The organism is Nodosilinea nodulosa PCC 7104, assembly GCF_000309385.1.
GTDB classification, from domain to species: Bacteria; Cyanobacteriota; Cyanobacteriia; order Phormidesmidales; family Phormidesmidaceae; genus Nodosilinea; species Nodosilinea nodulosa.
Map to the genome: position 1 here is coordinate 2,158,162 of NZ_JH976537.1, position 17,360 is coordinate 2,175,521.

A 17,360-nucleotide genomic window follows, 5' to 3' on the forward strand; every position below is an offset into this window, starting at 1 on the left:
CCCCTACTCCAGACCAGCTCCACGTTTCTGGGTAGGGCCTTGCCAATGCACAGCAGTTCTATTGACTTAACAGATTTAAGGTGATCCCATGGTAGCGACATCTACGGCCCAGCACCCACTGGTGCAGCGCGATCAGCAGCTAGTGCTCTGGCTGGACGAGCTACGCCTGGAGGATGTGCCCATCGTAGGCGGCAAAAATGCGTCCTTGGGGGAAATGATTCAGCAGCTTACTCCCCAGGGCATTCGCGTGCCATCGGGGTTTGCGACGACCTCCTATGCCTACCGCCACTTCATTGAAAAAACTGGCCTCGATGCCCAACTGCGCGCAGTGCTGGGTGGCTTTGACATCAACGATGTCACCGAGCTGCGGCGGCGGGGTAGAAAGGCGCGATCGCTGATTCTCAACGCCGTTTTTCCCGACGACCTCAAGGCCGCCATTCTCAACGCTTACCACCAGATGTGCGAAGCGGCGGGCCAGAACCTGTGCCTGGGGGATGAGTCGTGCCTGGCCGACCACGCCTACACCGAGGTCGATGTGGCTGTGCGCTCCAGCGCCACCGCCGAAGACCTGCCCGATGCCAGCTTTGCGGGCCAGCAGGAAACCTACCTCAACGTCTACGGCGACCAGGCGGTGCTGATCGCCTGTAAAAAGTGCTACGCCTCCCTGTTTACCGATCGCGCCATCTCCTACCGCACCACCAAACATTTCGATCACTTCGATGTGGCTCTTTCCGTCTGCATTCAGCGCATGGTGCGCTCAGATTTGGCTACCTCGGGCGTCATGTTCTCCATTGACACCGAGACCGGCTTTCAAAATGCGGTGCTGATCACCGCCGCCTACGGCCTGGGCGAAAACGTGGTGCAGGGCAGCGTAAATCCGGATGAGTACGTGGTGTTTAAGCCCACCCTCAAGAGCGGTCACGCCCCCATTCTCAGCCAGCGCTTGGGCACCAAGTCGCTGCGCATGGTCTACGACACCACCGGCACCGAGCTGACCAAAAACGAGCCCGTGCCCCTGGCCGACCAAAACCGCTTTGCGCTCGGCGAAGACGACATCTTGCAGCTGGCCCGCTGGGCCTGCACCATTGAAGATCACTACAGTCAGCTGCGCGGCGCCTACAGCCCGATGGATATTGAGTGGGCCAAGGATGGCCTGACGGGGGAGCTGTTCATCGTTCAGGCCCGGCCTGAAACCGTGCAGTCGCAGAAGTCACAGAACGAGCTGCGATCGTACATTCTAGACCTGCCCGATGGCGCGGAACCCGTTGCTAAGGGCCGCGCCGTGGGCGATCTGATTGGCCAGGGCGAAGCCTGCGTCATTCTCGATGTGCACCAGATCGCTCAGTTTCGCCCCGGCGAGGTGCTGATCACCGCCCGCACCGACCCTGACTGGGAGCCGATCATGAAGCAGGCCAGCGCGATCGTCACTGACCAGGGCGGACGCACCTGCCACGCCGCCATCATTGCGCGGGAGCTGGGCATACCCGCGATCGTCGGCACGGGCAACGCCACCCAGCTGCTCACCACCGGAGAGCCTGTCACCGTGACCTGTGCCGGAGGCGAAGAAGGCCTGATTTATCGGGGTGAAATCCCCTTCCGCATCGAAACGACTAAGCTGGATAGCCTGCCCGAAACCCGCACCAAAATTATGATGAACGTGGGCAATCCGGAGCTGGCCTTTACCCTGGCGGCCCTGCCCAACGACGGCGTCGGCCTGGCCCGGCTGGAGTTTATCATCGCCAACCATATTCAGGTTCACCCCCTGGCCCTGCTCAACTTTGACCAGCTGCCCGACGGGGCCGAAAAACGGCAGATTCAGCAGCTCACCGCCCTCTACGACCACAAGCCCGACTACTTTGTAGACAAGCTCGCCCAGGGGGTGGGCACCCTGGGCGCGGCCTTTTACCCCAAGCCAGTGGTGGTGCGCCTGTCCGACTTTAAGAGCAACGAGTATGCCCACCTGCTGGGCGGCAGCAGCTTTGAACCCGACGAAGAAAATCCCATGATTGGCTGGCGGGGAGCTTCCCGCTATTACGACGATCGCTACCGCGACGGCTTTGCCCTGGAGTGCAAGGCCCTCAAGCGAGTGCGCGACGACATGGGCCTCACCAACGTAATTTTTATGGTGCCCTTCTGCCGCACCCCCGACGAAGGTCGCCGGGTGCTCGAAGAAATGGCCAAGCACGGCCTGGTGCGCGGCGAGAACGGGCTGCAAGTCTACGTGATGTGCGAGCTGCCCAACAATGTGGTGCTGGCCGACGAGTTTAGCCAGGTGTTCGATGGTTTCTCCATTGGCTCCAACGACCTCACCCAGCTCACGCTGGGGCTCGATCGCGACTCGGCCCTGGTGGCCCACCTGTTCGACGAGCGCAGCACCGGAGTCAAGCGCATGGTGAAAATGGCGATTCAAACCGCCAGGGAAAACAACCGCAAAATCGGCATCTGCGGCCAGGGGCCGAGCGACTATCCCGAGTTTGCCCGCTTCCTGGTCGAGCAGGGGATTGATTCGATCAGCCTCAACCCCGACACAGTGATCAAAACCCGCCTGGAGATCGCCGACATGGAGCAGCAGATGACGTGAGGCCACTGTTCCAGGAGTTGGCGAAAAACTCTGGGGGCAGAGCCGAGCAGATTAGGGCTCGCCTATGCCATCAGCAGAGTTTTGGATTGGTTGGGCAGGACATCCAGAACCCTAAGAACGTTCGAACCTTGGAACGTTCTAGCAGACATGTCTCCAACCAGACTGGCTACAGCGGCGGCACCCAGCTGCGCAGGACTTGACCCGGTATGGACTTTCCCAGCCAGGGAGTGTTGGCAGAGAGGGATTGAAGCGTGGCGGGACTGACGGTCCAGCTTGCCGCTGGGTCAAACAAAATCATGTCGGCGGGCCGCTGGGGTTGAATGGTGGGCGGAGTTTGGCCCCAGCAGGCAGCAGGGTTCGTGCTCAAGGCTTGAAGCAATGTCAGGGGTGACCAATCGCCGCGGGTCACGAGGGCATCCCACAGCAGCCCCAGCGACAGCTCTAGGCCGATCGCCCCCGGCGGCGCGGAGGGAAAGCCGACGGTTTTGTCTTCGTAGGCTTGGGGGGTGTGGTCGATCGCGATCGCATCAATCACCCCCGCCTTTACCCCTGCAATCAGCGCCGCTTGGTCTGCGGGATTGCCCAGGGGCGGCGACAGCCGCAGGCTGGGGTCGTAGCCGCCCAAATCTTTGGCGCTAAACAGCAGATGCATCCAGGTGGTGCTGGCCGTCACGGGTAAGCCGCGATCTTTTGCCTGGTGAACCAGCTCCACGCCCCGCGCCGTAGACAGGCGCATCAGGTGAACCGGAGTGCCCACGTCGGCGATGCATTCCAGCAGCGCCGCCAGGGCAGCGGTCTCAGAGCTGGCCGGATCGCCCACCAGGCCGTAGATTAGCGAGAAGGGACCCTCGCGGGCGACGCCACTGTCTCGCAGGGTGCGATCGCAGCTATACAGCGCCACCGGCTTACCCAGGGGCTGCACGTACTGCAACAGGCGCTGGGTTAGCAGCGGGTTTTGAATCGCTCGACCGTCGGCAAAGCCTGCGATCGGGGCCTCTGCCAGTTCGGCCAACTCGGCCATCTGCTGGCCCTGGGCCGCTTGGGTCAGCGCGCCCCACAGGTGGAGGTGCGGCAGGGATGGGTGAGCGCGCGCCAGAGCTTCCCGCCGCGCCAAAATTCTATCCACCATGGCTGGATTGTCGATCGCAGGTTCGGTACCCGGCAATATGCCCAGGTGGGTAAAGCCTCCGGCCCGACCCGCCTTCAGCAGCGATTCCAGGGTTTCCCGCGATTCGTTCCCCGGTTCTCCCGAGTGGCTGTAGAGATCGACCAGGCCGGGCAGCAAGACCTTTCCCTCGCCTGAGATCATCTCGGCCCTGGCGGGAATAACGGCGATGGAAGGGGCGATCGCCGTCACTACCCCATCCTGCACCAGCACGTCTACCACCTGGTCGGCCTGCGTAACCGCATCCAGCATTCTCACCTGCTGAATTAGCTGTGCCTCGAGACTGGAAGACCCGGTCACAATGCCCCCGCTGCGGTTTTGTCTAGCACGCTGCCCGACAGGTGAATGGTAATGTTGGCCGTGGTCAGCACCGGGGCACTGTCGATGCCGTTGGGGTAGTCGATCACGCTCACCGCTCCGTTGCCCTGCTTAAACCGCCAGAACGATGCAGGCCCCAGCCCCAGTACGTGGCACAGCAGCGCCTTATTCACCGCATCGTGGGCAACAACGAGAATGGTTTGCACCCGCTCGCCGCCGCTGTGGGCGGTCACGATTTCTTTCCAGGCTGCGATCGATCGCAGCCACACCTGCTCCAGGTTTTCGCCCCCCGGCATTTGCACAGTTTCGGGTGTGCCCTGCCACTGCTCCAGCAGGCCGGGGTAGCTGCTTTCAATCTCCGACTCGTACAGGCCTTCCCACTCGCCGTGGCTGATCTCTTGCAGCTCGTTCACCGAGTGCAGCGTCAGGCCGGGGTGGTGCTGAAGAATGATTTCCGCCGTTTCCTTCGGTCGGGCCATAAAGCTGGTGTAGGCGGCATCGATGGCCACAGATTTGAGAAACTCCGCCGCCTTTTCGCCCTGGGCGCGACCGTTGTCATTCAGCGGCACGTCGATCTGGCCCTGAAAGCGGCCCTGGCGATTCCACTCGGTTTCGCCGTGGCGCACCAGCAGCAGGCGGGGACCTTTGTGGCCGCGCCGCATGTCGGGCAGCGGCGCACCCATGTGGCTGGTTAGGTTCATGGCCTCCACCTGCACCGGGCTGCCCCAGCCCCCGCCAAAATTCAGCACGCTGATGTTGCAGTTGGCCTGGTTGAGGCTGTTAAACCGCTCTGGCCCTAGGCCAATGGCGGTGCTAATTAGCGCCCGGTTAATGGCGCTGTGGGCCACGACCAGAATGGTCTGGCCCTGATGCGCGGCCAGCAGCTCCGGCCAAAACCGCGCCGCCTGCTGATACAGCTCGCGAATGGGGTAAAAGTCTGTCGTAGACCCATCGGGCTGGGGCACGGCCATAACAAAATTGGCCGGATCGGTGCGCCACTGGTCGAAGATTTCGGGGTGCTGGGCCTCGGCCTCGGCAAAGGGCACGCCCTCCCACAGGGGCAGGCTAACTTCCTTGAGGTTGTCGCTAAAGCTGGGCGCGGCCAGGCCAGGGGTCGCCTTTTGCAGCTCAGCGGCAATGATTTCCGCCGTTTTGCGGGCGCGCTTGAAGGGGCTGGCCCACACCGCATCGAAGGGAATGCCCACCAGCGCCTGACCCACCTGCAATGCCTGGGCCTCGCCTGCGGGAGTGAGTTCTGATTCGTCGCAGTGGCCTTGAATGCGCTTTTGCTGGTTGTAGGTGCTCTGCCCGTGGCGAACGATAATAACGCGGGTTTTCAGGGGTCTGTCCTCTCAGTTGCTCAACCAACGTCAGATTTTACCCTGTCGCGGAGACCCACCGCAGCTTTGCCGGGCACCTACTCCCCAAGAAACTGAGCCTTTTTCTTGAACGTTGCCCCTGCCTTACAGGTCAAGCTTGTTCATGAGCATCAAGCTTATCAAGAAGCTTTAAGCCTATTTGAGGATTTCCTGCCGCAGCCATAGCCTTAAATCGAGTATGTGTATCAAATTCTACGAGGGCAATGGTAGACAGCTCCTCCATGAGCTTATTAACGCTGATGCCTTTACTTTGAGCCAGTTCTTTCAGTCGCTCGTGCTTATCGTCGGGTAAGCGAATCGTTAAAGTAGCCATGGATTTTACCTGTTAAGAATATCTGCTGGGGTGAGAATTTGCAGGCTGGGAAAAAGCAGCTCAGCGTTTTGAAAGTCTCGGATATTTTGGGTAGCAATGACGCTGGCACTACCCGCTACAGCCAGCTCAATTAAATGATTATCAGCCTCATCTCTGAGATTAGGTCGCCAAGTGTAATAAATAAACGTCCACTTACATACCCCCATAAATGCTTGCAGCAAGGCACCTATTTCCGGCTTGGTGAGGGGACATTGAGCAAGAACGCGCTCTCGCTCTATTACAGCCTCATATTCAGCAAACAAGGCATTACCCATTAGAGGTTGATAGTCTCCCAAGAGACAACGTCGAATCAACGCTCGGCTGGGGCCGGTTGGCCCAATGAGAGCACCTACGAAAACGCTGGTATCGACAACTATTCTGTCCGCCATGACGCGATGATAGCCTATGTGCTATCAATTCTTCCTGAGCTGTGATGGAGGCTCTTAGCTCAAAGCCGCTGGGCGATCGCGATCGCCAGCGGACTCAGCAGCAGGGCCGGTAAAAACGAGGCCACCCTCACCTGACCAATTTCCAGCAGGTTGAGGCCAATGCCCAAAATCATTAGCCCGCCCGTACCCGTAATCAGCAGCACCTGGGGGCTGGCGGTGGGGTCTGGAATAATGGCTCCCGAGACGCTGGCCACCAGCGACAGCGCCCCCTGCACAAGCAAGACGCTCAGGGCCGAAAAGCCAACGCCAATGCCGTAGGTGCCAGTCAGAGCGATCGCGGCCAGCCCGTCCATGGTGGCCTTGAGGGTGAGCAGAGTGTTGTCGCCCGCCAGGCCGTTGTTGAGGCTGCCTACAATGGCCATCGGGCCAATGCAAAACAGCAGGCTGGCGGCCACAAACCCCTCCGTAAAGCGGCCCCCGCCCCGCACCCTGGCCTTGAGCCAGTCGCCCAGCACCGACAGGCGCTTCTCGATCTGCCACCATTCGCCCAGCAGCCCGCCTATCACCATCACCAGCAGCGCCAGAATGATGCCGTCGATGGGGCCAGCCTCTAGGGCTGAAAGGCTGCGGGCCATGGTGACCCCAATCACCAGGGTCATTAGCCCCACGGCCTGGGTGATAATCTGCTGCATTGAGCGGGGCAGGCGACTGCGCAGCATCAGCCCCAGAGCCGTGCCCAGCACAACGGTGGCAACGTTGATCCAGGTGCCGCTGGTAGCAGCCCACAGGTTGAGCATAGGGGGTCCTCATGACGAACTAATAAAGTGCAAAATTCAAAGTGCAAAATTCAAAGTGCAAAATTCAAAGTGCAAAATTCAAAGTGCAAAATTCAAAGTGCAAAATTCAAAGTGCAAAATTCAAAATTTTGAATTGTCAATTTTGAACCTATCCCCACCCCACAACTATCAACTCCACCCACCCATCTACTCACCTACTCACCCACCCATCCACTTTCCTCCCCATCCGCGTTATTCTCCAAACAGGCCTATATTTCCCTGGAGACTACCATGGCGGTGTCAGTTAGCCTTGTCCGTGCCCAGTCTTACCGCCTAAGTGAACTGACGCGATCGCTGACCCAGGTGCTCGACCCGCTGGGGGGCATGGCGGCCTTTGTCAAACCCGGCGATCGCGTGCTGCTAAAGCCCAACCTGCTGACCGGCGCTCGCCCCACCAAAGCCTGCACTACCAGGCCCGAGCTAGTATACGCCGTGGCCCAGCAGGTACTGGCCGCTGGCGGCAGGCCTTTTTTGGGCGATAGCCCCGCCTTCGGCAGCGCCCACGGGGTGGCCAAGGCCAACGGGCTGCTGCCCCTGGCCGAGGAATTAAACCTCCCCATCGTTGAGCTGCACGGCCACCGCTACCCCACCGACAACCCCGAGTTTGACCATCTGCGCCTTTCTAAGGAAGCCATGGAGGCCGATGTGGTGATCAACCTGCCCAAGGTCAAGTCCCACGTGCAGCTGACCCTGACCCTGGGGGTAAAGAACCTGTTTGGCTGCGTGCCCGGCAAAATGAAAGCCTGGTGGCACATGGAAGCGGGTAAAGACGTGCAGCGCTTTGGCACCATGCTGGTGGAAACCGCCCGCCTGATCGACCCCGCCCTCACCATTGTCGATGGCATTGTCGGCCACGAAGGCAACGGCCCCAGCAGTGGCGAACCCAGGGACCTGGGCGTTTTAGGTGCTTCTGGCCATGTCTTTGCCCTCGATCGGGCGATGGTGACCCTGCTAGGGGTCGATCCCCTCGTCGTGCCCACCGTGGCTCAGTCGATGCGGCTGGGGGTCTGCCCCGCCTGGGATGAGATCGCGTTTCCGCTGCTGGCCCCTGAGGATCTGCGGGTGGCCGACTGGCAACTGCCCGCCGAACTCATGCCCATCGACTTTGGCATGCCTCGGGTGGTGAAATCGACCTTCAAGCACCTGTACATTCGCTTTATTCAAGAACCCGTAGCCACCTACGCCGGGCGAATTTAAGTCGGGAACAGCGCTCCGAGTCACCCTCTACTCAGCGGGGGTAACCCGGCCCAGGCGGCTGGCTCCGGCCTCGGGCTGTCGCTCGCTGGCGAGGATGGTTTGCTCTAGCACCTCAGCGGCGCGGAGGTATTGGGTGTCAGCTTCCGTGCCGAGCAGGGCGGGGTTGCTAAACAACTCGCGGCGCTGGCGATCGCTCAGGGCGATCGCCACATCGGGGGTAATGCCCCGGCGGCTGATGTCGGTACCGTTGGGGGTGTAGTAGTGGGCCACGGTCACGGTCAGGCCAGAGCCATCGTTGAGGCCGTGGAGCGACTGCACCAGGGCTTTGCCGTAGGTGGGAGTGCCCACGACGGTGGCGCGGTTGTTGTCGCGCAGGGCACCGGTCAAGATTTCGCTGGAGCTGGCCGATCGCCCGTCTACCAGCACCGTCAGCGGCAGGTCCGTCAGGGCGGTGCGATTGGCGGAAATCGTCTCGTCGTTGCTGCTGCGATCGAGGGTGCGCACAATCGCCCCGTGCTGGAGCCACATGCGGCCAATGTCGATGCTGGCCATCAGCAGCCCGCCGGGGTTGCCGCGCAGGTCGAGCACAAAGCCTTCGACCCCGGCATCGCTCAGGCTGCGAATAGCGGCGGACATTTGGGCGGCCGCGTGGGCGTTGAACTCAATCAGACGAATGTAGCCAATGGAGCGGTCCCCGACGGTTTTTTGGGAGTACTCCACCGTGGGCAGATCCATCAGGGCACGGGTCAGAATGACGGTGCGGGATGCGCCGCTGTCGCGCGATACGGTTAGGGTCACCTGGGAGCCTTCGCTGCCCCGCAGCTGCTGTAGAACTCCCTCAGCGGTGAGGCGCTCGGTGCTCTGGCCGTCAACTAGCAAAATGCGATCGCCCACCACGATGCCAGACTGTTCTGCCGGAGAGCCGGGGGTAACACTGGTAACCAGCACCACCCCAGACTGATCGTTGCGCTCCAGCTGTACCCCAATACCCGAAATTTCCCCCGAGGTTTGGTCGGTGAGGTCGGCATACTCCGTCGGCGAGAGAAAGCGGGTGTAGGGATCGTCTAGCCGCCGCAGGGCCGATCGCAGAGCGGTGTAGGCCGCCTCTTGAGAGCTGTACTCTCGCCCCAGCAGCTCCTGGCGCACGGCCTGCCAGTCCACGTGGTTGAAGTCACCGTCTACGTATTCCTGGTCGATAATTTGCCAGGCTTCATCGATAACGACTTTGGGGCTGTCTTTAAACTCTGCCAGGGGGGTAGCGGCCAAGGTAGTTTTGGCCGCCCCAGCGACCAGGGCCAACGGTACAAACGCCAGAATAGAAGGGCGCATCAGAGACAAAAGCCGCGGAGAGGGGGGGAGTGACATTGTGGTAATACCAGCCTGGGCAGGGGAGGAAGACAAGCCTAGGGCCATAGACAGTCGGTCAATGTTGACCTTATTGTGACCGATGGTCTATCTCTTTGGACAGATACGAAAGCTACTTTTGGTGATTTTAGGCTTTTCTTCAATTCAGCTGGGTAAAGCAGGCCAATTTTCAAACTGGCTCGCTTGGCGCTCTATTTTGGCAGGTATCGCTTTGGTGAGCATAGCCCCGTCAAACTTACCGGTCGCGCCGCGATCGCATCGCTCTTTCCACAGCACCCCTTGCCTGAAAATCCTCAGCCCCTGGAGATCTTTACGCTGGGCCATCGCCCTGGCTCTCCCTAGGCGCGGTTGGTGGCATTGATTTCGTCCAGAATGGTTTGGGCTCCCTTGGAGCGCAGATGCCGGGCCAGCTGGACTCCCAGATCCTCAGCCGCAGCGGTTGGCCCCTGCACGGCGTCTTTAATCACTTGCTGGCCGTCGAGGCTGGCCACCAGGCCGGTCAGGGTGAGGCCGTCGCCCTCCAGAACCGTGTTGACGCCAATGGGCACCTGGCAGCCGCCCTCTAGCTCCCGCAAAAAGGCGCGCTCGGCCAGGCAGCGGGCGGTGGTAGGCCCGTGGGAAAGCACGCTCAGCAGCGTCAGAATCTCCTCGTCGCCGGTGCGGCACTCAATGCCCAAGGCCCCCTGCCCCACGGCGTGGAGAGAGATATCGGCGGGCAAAATTTCGTGGATGCGATCGCCCATATCCATGCGCTGTAAGCCAGCCACCGCCAGAATGATGCCGTCGTAGCCGCCCTCGTCGAGCTTGCGCAGGCGGGTGTTGAGGTTGCCGCGAATGTCTTTAAAGGTGAGGTGGGGATAGTGGTGGCGCAGCTGAGCCAGCCGTCGCAGGGAAGACGTGCCGATCACCGCACCCTCGGGCAGGGTGGCCAGGGTTTTGTCCTTATTCTTTTCGTGCACCACCAGGGCGTCGGCAGGGTCTTCGCGCTCGGTGACGCAGCCCAGCATTAGCCCCTCGGGCAGGCGGGTGGGCAGGTCTTTAAGGGAGTGCACGGCAAAGTCGCTGTCGCCCCGCAGCATGGTGTCTTCTAGCTCCTGAGTAAACAGGCCCTTATCGCCAATTTTGGAGAGCGACACGTCGAGCACCTTGTCGCCCTGGGTTTCCATGGTGACGATCTCAAAGGCCAGCTCAGGAAAACGCCGCTGGAGTTCGTCCCGCACCCAGTGGGTTTGAATCAGCGCTAGCTGGCTCTTGCGAGACACGATGCGAATAGTGCGCTGGGGGGTTGAAACGGTAGGGGCGACGGTGGAGTGCATAGTCTGAAAGCGAGGCTTGCAAAGGGTTAGTAACGGCACTGCGGCGACTGCCATTCAAGTCAGATCCTTCCTATGGGGATCAGCCTGAGGCAGTTTCAAACCAAATAGAGGCCCTTAGTTCTCTTGGTCTCGGTCATAGACTGAGAAAACCTGGCTTCAGCGATTTGGCCAGCGCTATGGTAGGGCGGCTTAACCGCCACCGAATCTTCAGATTACAGGATGGCGGCTCTCTCTATGGTGAGCCTCCCAGAGATGTTAAGGGGTTGTCACATTAGAGCACTGGCGGCGTTTATGATAAGTGGGCAGCTTGGGGAAAACCGTTGCTCTCTCCATTTTTTAACCGCAGGTTGTTGCCGAGCGCAAAGCACCGCCGTCGATGGATCGGTGCGCTCTCGCTGGCGATCGCGCTGACCTTGACCTCAACCGCTCGGGCGCTGGCCCAGGCCCTGCCGCCAGCGGTTCGCTTTCCCTTTTTGGCCGACCCGCTGCAAGACACCCCCCTTGACCCGCTGCTGCCCAGGCCGGTGGTGTCGCGCCCGCTCAGTCCGCTGGAGCTGTACGCCCTGGAGCAGGACCTCGATCAGCTGGCCCTGGAGGCCGAGGCCCTGGCTAAGGCCGGGAATCTAGACGAGGCCCGCCCGATGTGGCAGCGCGAGATTCGCCTGCGCCGCCTGCTGGGCCCTGAGGCCGAACTGGCGGCTATTGACCGGGTGGGGCAGTGGCTGCGCGATAGCAATGCCACCCAAGACCTCCAGCTCTACGCCGTGCGGCTGAACGAAATTCGCGCTGAGCTTACCCTGACCGAAGACCGCGCCCTGCTGGAGCGTATGGCCACCACCTATGTGGTGCTGGGGGATGTCGATGCCGCCGCCGAAATCCGCCGGGACCTGGCCGCTGCCGCCCTGGCAGCAGGTGACGGGGCGGAGTACCGCCGCCAGCTCGAAATTTTGGCGGTCCTGCGGGCCGACTGGTTTTACTTTCCCGAGGCGGCTGAGGTCTACGGTGAGCTGGTGGCACTGGCCCAGAATGAGGCCAACCGCGACGACGAACTGCGCTACCTGGGGCTACAGGCCGACAACCTGGAGCAGGCCCAGGATTTTGCCGGGGCGATCGCCCTCCAGCAGCGCCAGCTCACCCTTTACCAGAGCGACGAAAGCCTGTGGCCGCAAATTGCTCCCCTACAGCACCGGATTGCCAACAACTACCGCACCCTGGGCGATCTCGACATCGCCGCGCGCCAGTACCAGGCCGCCTACACCAACGCCATTGAGCAGCAGCAGATCGAGGTTGCCGCCAACGCCATTAACGACCTGGCAGACATCTACAAAACTCTGGGCCGCTGGACCGATGTCGGCTATCTCTACGAACAGCTCTTGGTCGTAGAACAGCAGGCCCACAGCGCCTACGGCATGATGGCCGCCTATGACGAGCTGGGCCAGGTGCATGAGCAGCTAGGCTCAACTCCCATGGCCCTGGCCGCCTACCGCGAAGGATTGGTGCTGGCGCGGGTGTTGGGCACCCACCAGGACTACTTCGAAGCTCAGATTGCGCGTCTTACCGGGGAAGCATCCTGATGGTGATTGAATGGCTGACCTTTGCGGTCGATCCCGATCGCCGCGAAACCTTTATTCGTCTCGACAGTGAGATCTGGACGGCGGCCCTCAGCCAGTATCCCGGCTTTATCTCTAAGGAAGTGTGGATATCGCCGGATCTGCTGGATCAGGTAGTAGTGGTGATCCGCTGGCAAACCCGTGAGCAGTGGAAGGCCATTTCCCCGGCCGATTTGGAGGCGATCGAGCGCCAGTTTGACGAGGCCGCAGATTTCTTCCACCGCATCATCGACTCCCGCGAGTACCAGGTGCGGCGGTATCCTGCGCCCGTCTAGCCGAGAGGCTCAGTATTTAGCAGCAAATTTAGCAGCAAAAATTGGGCTTTACCGGATTGATTGTGCGATCGCCCGAACCTTTGGTCTATATCTATACAGCTAGAATATGTGGAAACTTTCTCTCTAGATAAGATTGTTATCTCGCAAAGTTAGTCAGATGTTGCCTCACGAGGAAGCCTGGGATCTGAAACCTGAAAATGGTCATGTGAATGCCCAATCACTACTGATTGAGTCTTACTACTGGGACTGCGTCGACGAAAACTCTCCATTGGGAAGCGATACCGGTGCTGATATCCTCTCGTTCTACAGTAAGGCGATCACTAGCGACCGAGAATTAGACCCCGTGAAGTTTATTGAATCTACTCTGGAATCATGGGAGATGCTGATCGACGACTGGTCGTTGAGCGATGAAGCGTCAATTAAGCAGCGAATGGTAGATGATCCCCATACCATTCGAGTATCTAATGAAGCCGTGATTGCTTTGGCCTTCGCTATGTACGTTATGCACGGTGACGTTGATCCGCGAATACGTGATATGGCGATCATCGCAGTAGATCGTGAAAGTACTCAGGCACTACTCGCCGAGTGGTGCTCAGCACGTGAGCGATCGGAGCGACTGGCTGACTTTAGGTATAAGCTCACGCAAATGCGGGAAACGAGATAACAGTTGTAATCCCGGGGCAATCTAAGTCCAAGCATCAAACTTCGCAGTGCGGTGATATAGGACGTTATGCCGCTAGGACAGAACTTGAAGTCACGTGCGGGACAAAGGCGATCAAAATCACTTGGAACGGTGGCTGTAACGACGATTTGTAACTACAATTAATTCCTGTAGCTGCCGTACAGTGATGGAATATGAATGGGATGCAGCAAAACGTCTCGCTAATCTTCGTAAGCACGGCATCGATTTTGCTGACGTTCCGGCTGTGTTCGATGGCGACATCGTAACAGTTGAGGACAATCGTTTTGGTTATGGAGAGCTGCGTTTTGTCACCTTCGGTTTGTTGCAAGGGCAAGTGATTGCTGTTGTCCATACAGAACGTGAGGATTCTACCCGGATCATTTCTGCAAGAAAGGCGACGAAATATGAACGACGAACCTACTTCGAGCAACTCTCAAACTGATTGGCAACGATTGGATGCCATGAGTGATGACGATATAGACTTGTCAGACTGTCCGGAGATCACACCAGAAATGTTTGCTAATGCAGTTGTACGGCGGGGTTTGCCTGCTCCAAGAGCCAAGGCTCAAGTTACCCTTCGCATCGATAGTGATGTACTGGAGTGGTTTAAGTCTCATGGGCAGGGCTACCAAACACAGATTAATCAACTGCTACGAGCGTATATGGAAGCACATCAAGAACGAGCCAGTTAATGCCGCGAGCTCTTTTTGACATGTCGAGGGGCAGCAGGGTACCAACGTAAGGTGGGATAAAGAGACACTTGATTTGGGGTATCAATAAGCACTCTATCAAAATGATATAAAAGGCTCTGGGCGTTGCCGCAGAGCCGGGTATCGTTACCGGAACGAATTCAACCCGGAACGATGACCTCCAATATATGAGAACGGCGACACCAGGTCGCCGAATTTTTGAGAACGCAGGGTCGAGCGGCGCTGAGCGTGATAGCCGAGGCGACGGGAATGAGCCGTAGCAGTGTCCATCGCCATCAGCAGTCGATAGACCGTGCTGAGCAATACCCTGAGTCGGGTGGGTGGGAAACCGTAGTGGGGTATCAGTGGCTGGTGCGCTTGGTGATAGCGGTGGTGTATCACTTTGGGATTAAGCAAGGGGTGGGTGCCGAGAGCCTATCGGCATTTTTCAAAGCGATTCATGTCGATACTCATCTCGGCTGTTCGCCCACAGCGCTGCGACAATTGAAACGTCGGGTGGAGGCCGCTATCGTGGACTATGGCCGCACCCAAGCCGAGCGATGCCAACCGACTGAGGGCCAGGACGTCTGGCTGGGGGCCGATGAAACCTTCTTTGGCCTGCCCACCCTGGTGTTGATGGAGTTAGCTAGTGGCTTTATTTTCACTGAGGTTGAAACCCAAGACCGCACCTACAGAACCTGGACATCGCAGCTCCCGCCCGAGTGGGAACAAGCCGGATGGACCTGTCACAGCCTGGTTAGCGATGAGGCGCGGGCGCTGATTAAATTGGCCACCACAGGCTTAGGCACCGTCAGTGTAGCGGACTTATTCCATGTTCTGCGCAACCTGGGACGACCGCTAGGGCGGAGCCTGGGGCAACAGTTAGCGCAGGTGGAGACGCAAGCCAGGCAACTGCTGCACCGTCTGAGTCAAGCGTCTACCGACGCACCTGACCCCAGCCTGCAGACTCAATATGACGCCGTTGTCCAACAGCAGCAGCAGGTCATCGACGACCAACAGCGCTACCGTCAGACGCGACAAGCCATCAGTCTAAGCGTCCATCCCTTCGATCTCGAGACCGGCCAATGGCAACTGGCCACCGACCTCAGGGCTCGACTCAGCGCCCTGCTGCCCACCCTCAATGCCCTGGCCGCAGACTACGGTGGAGCATCCGCCTGGTCTGCCGTGGCGACCTTTGAACGTCAGATCCCGGCCTTAGCCCAAGGCGTCCACGCCTGGTGGCGTTGGGCCACCCACGCTCTATCGGTAGAAACCCAAGATCCTGAGGTGCAAACCTGGGTGCTGACGGTTCTATTGCCCTGGCTATATTGGTCGCAACAAGCCGATAAAACCCGCACCCCTCACCTCAAGCATCGCTACCAGCAGGCCGCTAGTGATGCCTTCAATTCCTTGATGAAAGCCGAGATGACGCTGATGCTCCAGGCGGCTGATGTCCTACGGTGGATACAATGGGGCCGACGGATGTGTGCCAACTATCAGCGCACCTCATCGGCGGTGGAGGGCCGCAATGGCTATCTCGCCCAGCGACATCACGCCTCTCGGGGCTTTTCGCCCCAGGCCCTCTCAGTGCTCACCATCCTCCACAATTTTGACCTCAAGCGCCCGGATGGCTCCACCGCCGCCCAGCGTCTCTTTGGTCATCCCTTTCCTGACCTCTTTGAGTCTGTCTTAAGTACCTTTACGGAGCTGCCTATGCCTAGACGGTCTTCTGTGTCACAACAGCCCAATCCCTGGTACGGTCAATCTGTCCCGGCTTAAGTTGATACCCGGGCAGCATTGACAAAACCTGGCACGCAGGCTGTCAGACCGAATTTGAGGGCTGCGGCTGCGCTAGGATACGGGCAGTACTGCCTTCTTGCCATGCTGTCGTGTCCCCGCTGCCAGGCCACCCTCGAACCCACCGCCATTCAGTGCCCTCGCTGTCGGCTTCCCCTCAAGGCCCACGGGCACCCTGGCATACCGCTGCACCGTACCGAGGGTGGTGAGGCCCTGTGTGCCACCTGTGTCTACGATGCCGATGACACCTGCAATTTTCCCCAGCGACCCCACGCCGAAACCTGCACCCTTTATCGGTCTGTCAATGCCGCGCAGGATATGGAGCTGCCAGCCCTCTCACCGGGGCAGCAAATTAGTTTCTGGGTCCGCAACCACCGGGGGCTGATGGCCCTGGGCGGCCTACTGCTGCTGAGCCTGGTGCTGGTGCTGGTCCGCTAGGTCAGCGACATCGGCTCTAGGGCAAAAAAGTCCGAGAAGATGTTTGCTCCCACGTCGTTAAGTCGATTTTGCAGGCCGTCGAGAAACTCGTGCAGCCCCCGCTCGGTAATTTCTTCAATGGTGAGGTAGTCGAGCTCGGAGCGCAGGCGACCCAGGGCGCGATCGCTGCCCGTGCGCCAGGTGCCCGACGGCGTGCCGGAGATGCAGTGCAGCGATCGCTCCGCCTCAATCAAACAGAACTGGATCGAGCGCGGAAACTCTCGATTGAGAATCAAAAACTCCGTCACCCCGCGCGGGGTAATGCGGTACTGGCACTTGCGGTACATCTCGTAGGCGCTGGCCGACTTCAGCAGGGCAATCCACTGCAAATCGTCCAGGGGCGAGCCCACATCGGTGACCGAGGGCAGCAAAATGTAGTACTTGACGTCGAGAATGCGGGCGGTTTTGTCGGCCCGCTCCAGCAGTCGCCCCAGCTGGCCAAAGTGCCAGCCCTCGGTGTGGGCCATGGTGGCATCCATCACCCCGGCAAACAGGTGACTGGCCATTTTGACCTCGGGAAAAAAGGTGTGCAGCTCCGACAGCCGCCCCACATTCGCTGCCTCGTTCACCATCAGGTAAAACGAATTCACCTGCTCCCACATTTCTGAAGAAATCACCTCCCGCACCGATCGCGCATTTTCCCGCGCCGACCGGAGGCAGGAAATAATCGAGTTGGGGTACTCGCGATCGAAGGTCAGGAACCGCAGAATATTGTCGGCGGTGGCCTCGCCATAGCGCGCCGCAAACATCGCCTGATCGCCCGTCGTTCTGACCAGGGGTTCCCACTGCTGCTCCATATCCGGCGGGGCGTCCAGCAGCAGGTTGAGGTTTACATCCACAAAGCGGGCCACGTTTTCGGCCCGCTCGACGTAGCGGTTGAGCCAGTAAATCGAATCGGCGACGCGGCTGAGCATAAGAGTGGATAGGTAGGA

The 17,360-nt window shown here is 59.6% G+C and carries 17 protein-coding genes; 9 read left to right on the forward strand and 8 right to left on the reverse strand.

Translation table 11 applies throughout. From position 1 onward, the window contains the following. Window positions 1-88 precede the first annotated feature (88 nt). A complete protein-coding gene (ppsA, locus tag LEPTO7104_RS0109840) occupies window positions 89-2,581 on the forward strand; it encodes a phosphoenolpyruvate synthase (RefSeq protein ID WP_017298404.1) in 2,493 nt (830 codons plus the stop codon). A gap of 166 nt (window positions 2,582-2,747) precedes the next feature. On the opposite strand, the gene LEPTO7104_RS0109845 is transcribed toward ppsA, so the two are convergent. From LEPTO7104_RS0109845 to LEPTO7104_RS0109865, 5 genes are all read right to left on the reverse strand, one after another. After that, on the reverse strand, window positions 2,748-4,046 hold the full coding sequence (locus LEPTO7104_RS0109845) for a dihydroorotase (protein ID WP_225886958.1): 1,299 nt from the start codon (window positions 4,044-4,046) through the stop codon (window positions 2,748-2,750). Then, window positions 4,043-5,404, reverse strand: coding sequence for a histidine phosphatase family protein (locus tag LEPTO7104_RS0109850; protein WP_026072543.1), 1,362 nt, complete (start codon window positions 5,402-5,404; stop codon window positions 4,043-4,045). Before LEPTO7104_RS0109850 ends, LEPTO7104_RS0109845 begins: the two co-directional genes overlap by 4 nt. A 130-nt stretch (window positions 5,405-5,534) precedes the next feature. Next, window positions 5,535-5,756 carry a toxin-antitoxin system HicB family antitoxin gene (locus tag LEPTO7104_RS0109855; RefSeq protein WP_017298407.1) on the reverse strand — a complete coding sequence of 74 codons (222 nt, stop codon included), beginning with the start codon at window positions 5,754-5,756 and terminating at the stop codon, window positions 5,535-5,537. A gap of 5 nt (window positions 5,757-5,761) precedes the next feature. Then, a complete protein-coding gene (locus LEPTO7104_RS0109860) occupies window positions 5,762-6,184 on the reverse strand; it encodes a putative toxin-antitoxin system toxin component, PIN family (protein WP_017298408.1) in 423 nt (140 codons plus the stop codon). A 59-nt stretch (window positions 6,185-6,243) separates the two neighbouring features. Next, window positions 6,244-6,981, reverse strand: a complete 738-nt coding sequence (locus tag LEPTO7104_RS0109865; protein WP_017298409.1) for a DUF554 domain-containing protein — start codon at window positions 6,979-6,981, stop codon at window positions 6,244-6,246. 270 nt (window positions 6,982-7,251) lie between these two features. On the opposite strand from LEPTO7104_RS0109865, the gene LEPTO7104_RS0109870 reads away from it, so the two are divergent. After that, window positions 7,252-8,217, forward strand: coding sequence for an Npun_F2552 family protein (locus LEPTO7104_RS0109870; protein ID WP_017298410.1), 966 nt, complete (start codon window positions 7,252-7,254; stop codon window positions 8,215-8,217). A 27-nt stretch (window positions 8,218-8,244) separates the two neighbouring features. On the opposite strand, the gene LEPTO7104_RS0109875 is transcribed toward LEPTO7104_RS0109870, so the two are convergent. Together LEPTO7104_RS0109875 and hemC are read right to left on the reverse strand one after the other, a co-directional pair. Then, window positions 8,245-9,546: a S41 family peptidase gene (locus LEPTO7104_RS0109875; protein ID WP_040695369.1), complete on the reverse strand. Its 1,302-nt coding sequence runs from the start codon at window positions 9,544-9,546 to the stop codon at window positions 8,245-8,247. 374 nt (window positions 9,547-9,920) lie between these two features. Next, window positions 9,921-10,898, reverse strand: a complete 978-nt coding sequence (gene hemC, locus LEPTO7104_RS0109885; protein ID WP_017298413.1) for a hydroxymethylbilane synthase — start codon at window positions 10,896-10,898, stop codon at window positions 9,921-9,923. Window positions 10,899-11,248: 350 nt separating this feature from the next. Here hemC and LEPTO7104_RS0109890 point away from each other — a divergent pair, with 350 nt between their 5' ends. From LEPTO7104_RS0109890 to LEPTO7104_RS0109920, 7 genes are all read left to right on the forward strand, one after another. Further along, window positions 11,249-12,472, forward strand: a complete 1,224-nt coding sequence (locus tag LEPTO7104_RS0109890) for a tetratricopeptide repeat protein (protein WP_026072544.1) — start codon at window positions 11,249-11,251, stop codon at window positions 12,470-12,472. Then, the gene (locus tag LEPTO7104_RS0109895) at window positions 12,472-12,783 is read left to right on the forward strand and encodes a TIGR03792 family protein (RefSeq protein WP_017298415.1); all 312 of its coding nucleotides are present in this window, start codon (window positions 12,472-12,474) and stop codon (window positions 12,781-12,783) included. Before LEPTO7104_RS0109890 ends, LEPTO7104_RS0109895 begins: the two co-directional genes overlap by 1 nt. A 157-nt stretch (window positions 12,784-12,940) precedes the next feature. Then, window positions 12,941-13,447 carry a hypothetical protein gene (locus LEPTO7104_RS0109900; RefSeq protein ID WP_017298416.1) on the forward strand — a complete coding sequence of 169 codons (507 nt, stop codon included), beginning with the start codon at window positions 12,941-12,943 and terminating at the stop codon, window positions 13,445-13,447. 184 nt (window positions 13,448-13,631) lie between these two features. Further along, the gene (locus LEPTO7104_RS0109905; protein WP_026072545.1) at window positions 13,632-13,907 is read left to right on the forward strand and encodes a BrnT family toxin; all 276 of its coding nucleotides are present in this window, start codon (window positions 13,632-13,634) and stop codon (window positions 13,905-13,907) included. Beyond that, the gene (locus LEPTO7104_RS38110) at window positions 13,870-14,157 is read left to right on the forward strand and encodes a BrnA antitoxin family protein (protein ID WP_071527208.1); all 288 of its coding nucleotides are present in this window, start codon (window positions 13,870-13,872) and stop codon (window positions 14,155-14,157) included. The genes LEPTO7104_RS0109905 and LEPTO7104_RS38110 overlap by 38 nt, the downstream gene beginning before the upstream one ends. A gap of 267 nt (window positions 14,158-14,424) precedes the next feature. Then, complete coding sequence (locus tag LEPTO7104_RS41185; RefSeq protein WP_225886959.1) at window positions 14,425-15,933, forward strand: DUF6399 domain-containing protein; 1,509 nt, start codon at window positions 14,425-14,427, stop codon at window positions 15,931-15,933. Window positions 15,934-16,035: 102 nt separating this feature from the next. Next, window positions 16,036-16,389 carry a hypothetical protein gene (locus LEPTO7104_RS0109920; RefSeq protein ID WP_017298420.1) on the forward strand — a complete coding sequence of 118 codons (354 nt, stop codon included), beginning with the start codon at window positions 16,036-16,038 and terminating at the stop codon, window positions 16,387-16,389. Here LEPTO7104_RS0109920 and LEPTO7104_RS0109925 read toward each other — a convergent pair. Further along, the gene (locus LEPTO7104_RS0109925) at window positions 16,386-17,342 is read right to left on the reverse strand and encodes an alpha-E domain-containing protein (RefSeq protein ID WP_017298421.1); all 957 of its coding nucleotides are present in this window, start codon (window positions 17,340-17,342) and stop codon (window positions 16,386-16,388) included. The two genes, LEPTO7104_RS0109920 and LEPTO7104_RS0109925, sit on opposite strands and share 4 nt — an antisense overlap. Window positions 17,343-17,360: the final 18 nt, after the last annotated feature.

Bases quoted from the DNA above. Each gene is read 5' to 3' on its own strand.
- ppsA (WP_017298404.1), top strand. From the start codon at position 89: ATGGTAGCGACATCTACGGCCCAGCACCCACTGGTGCAGCGCGATCAG.
- LEPTO7104_RS0109855 (WP_017298407.1), bottom strand. From the start codon at position 5,756: ATGGCTACTTTAACGATTCGCTTACCCGACGATAAGCACGAGCGACTG.
- LEPTO7104_RS0109860 (WP_017298408.1), bottom strand. From the start codon at position 6,184: ATGGCGGACAGAATAGTTGTCGATACCAGCGTTTTCGTAGGTGCTCTC.
- LEPTO7104_RS0109865 (WP_017298409.1), bottom strand. From the start codon at position 6,981: ATGCTCAACCTGTGGGCTGCTACCAGCGGCACCTGGATCAACGTTGCC.
- LEPTO7104_RS0109870 (WP_017298410.1), top strand. From the start codon at position 7,252: ATGGCGGTGTCAGTTAGCCTTGTCCGTGCCCAGTCTTACCGCCTAAGT.
- LEPTO7104_RS0109875 (WP_040695369.1), bottom strand. From the start codon at position 9,546: ATGCGCCCTTCTATTCTGGCGTTTGTACCGTTGGCCCTGGTCGCTGGG.
- hemC (WP_017298413.1), bottom strand. From the start codon at position 10,898: ATGCACTCCACCGTCGCCCCTACCGTTTCAACCCCCCAGCGCACTATT.
- LEPTO7104_RS0109895 (WP_017298415.1), top strand. From the start codon at position 12,472: ATGGTGATTGAATGGCTGACCTTTGCGGTCGATCCCGATCGCCGCGAA.
- LEPTO7104_RS0109900 (WP_017298416.1), top strand. From the start codon at position 12,941: ATGTTGCCTCACGAGGAAGCCTGGGATCTGAAACCTGAAAATGGTCAT.
- LEPTO7104_RS0109905 (WP_026072545.1), top strand. From the start codon at position 13,632: ATGGAATATGAATGGGATGCAGCAAAACGTCTCGCTAATCTTCGTAAG.
- LEPTO7104_RS38110 (WP_071527208.1), top strand. From the start codon at position 13,870: ATGAACGACGAACCTACTTCGAGCAACTCTCAAACTGATTGGCAACGA.
- LEPTO7104_RS41185 (WP_225886959.1), top strand. From the start codon at position 14,425: ATGAGCCGTAGCAGTGTCCATCGCCATCAGCAGTCGATAGACCGTGCT.
- LEPTO7104_RS0109920 (WP_017298420.1), top strand. From the start codon at position 16,036: ATGCTGTCGTGTCCCCGCTGCCAGGCCACCCTCGAACCCACCGCCATT.
- LEPTO7104_RS0109925 (WP_017298421.1), bottom strand. From the start codon at position 17,342: ATGCTCAGCCGCGTCGCCGATTCGATTTACTGGCTCAACCGCTACGTC.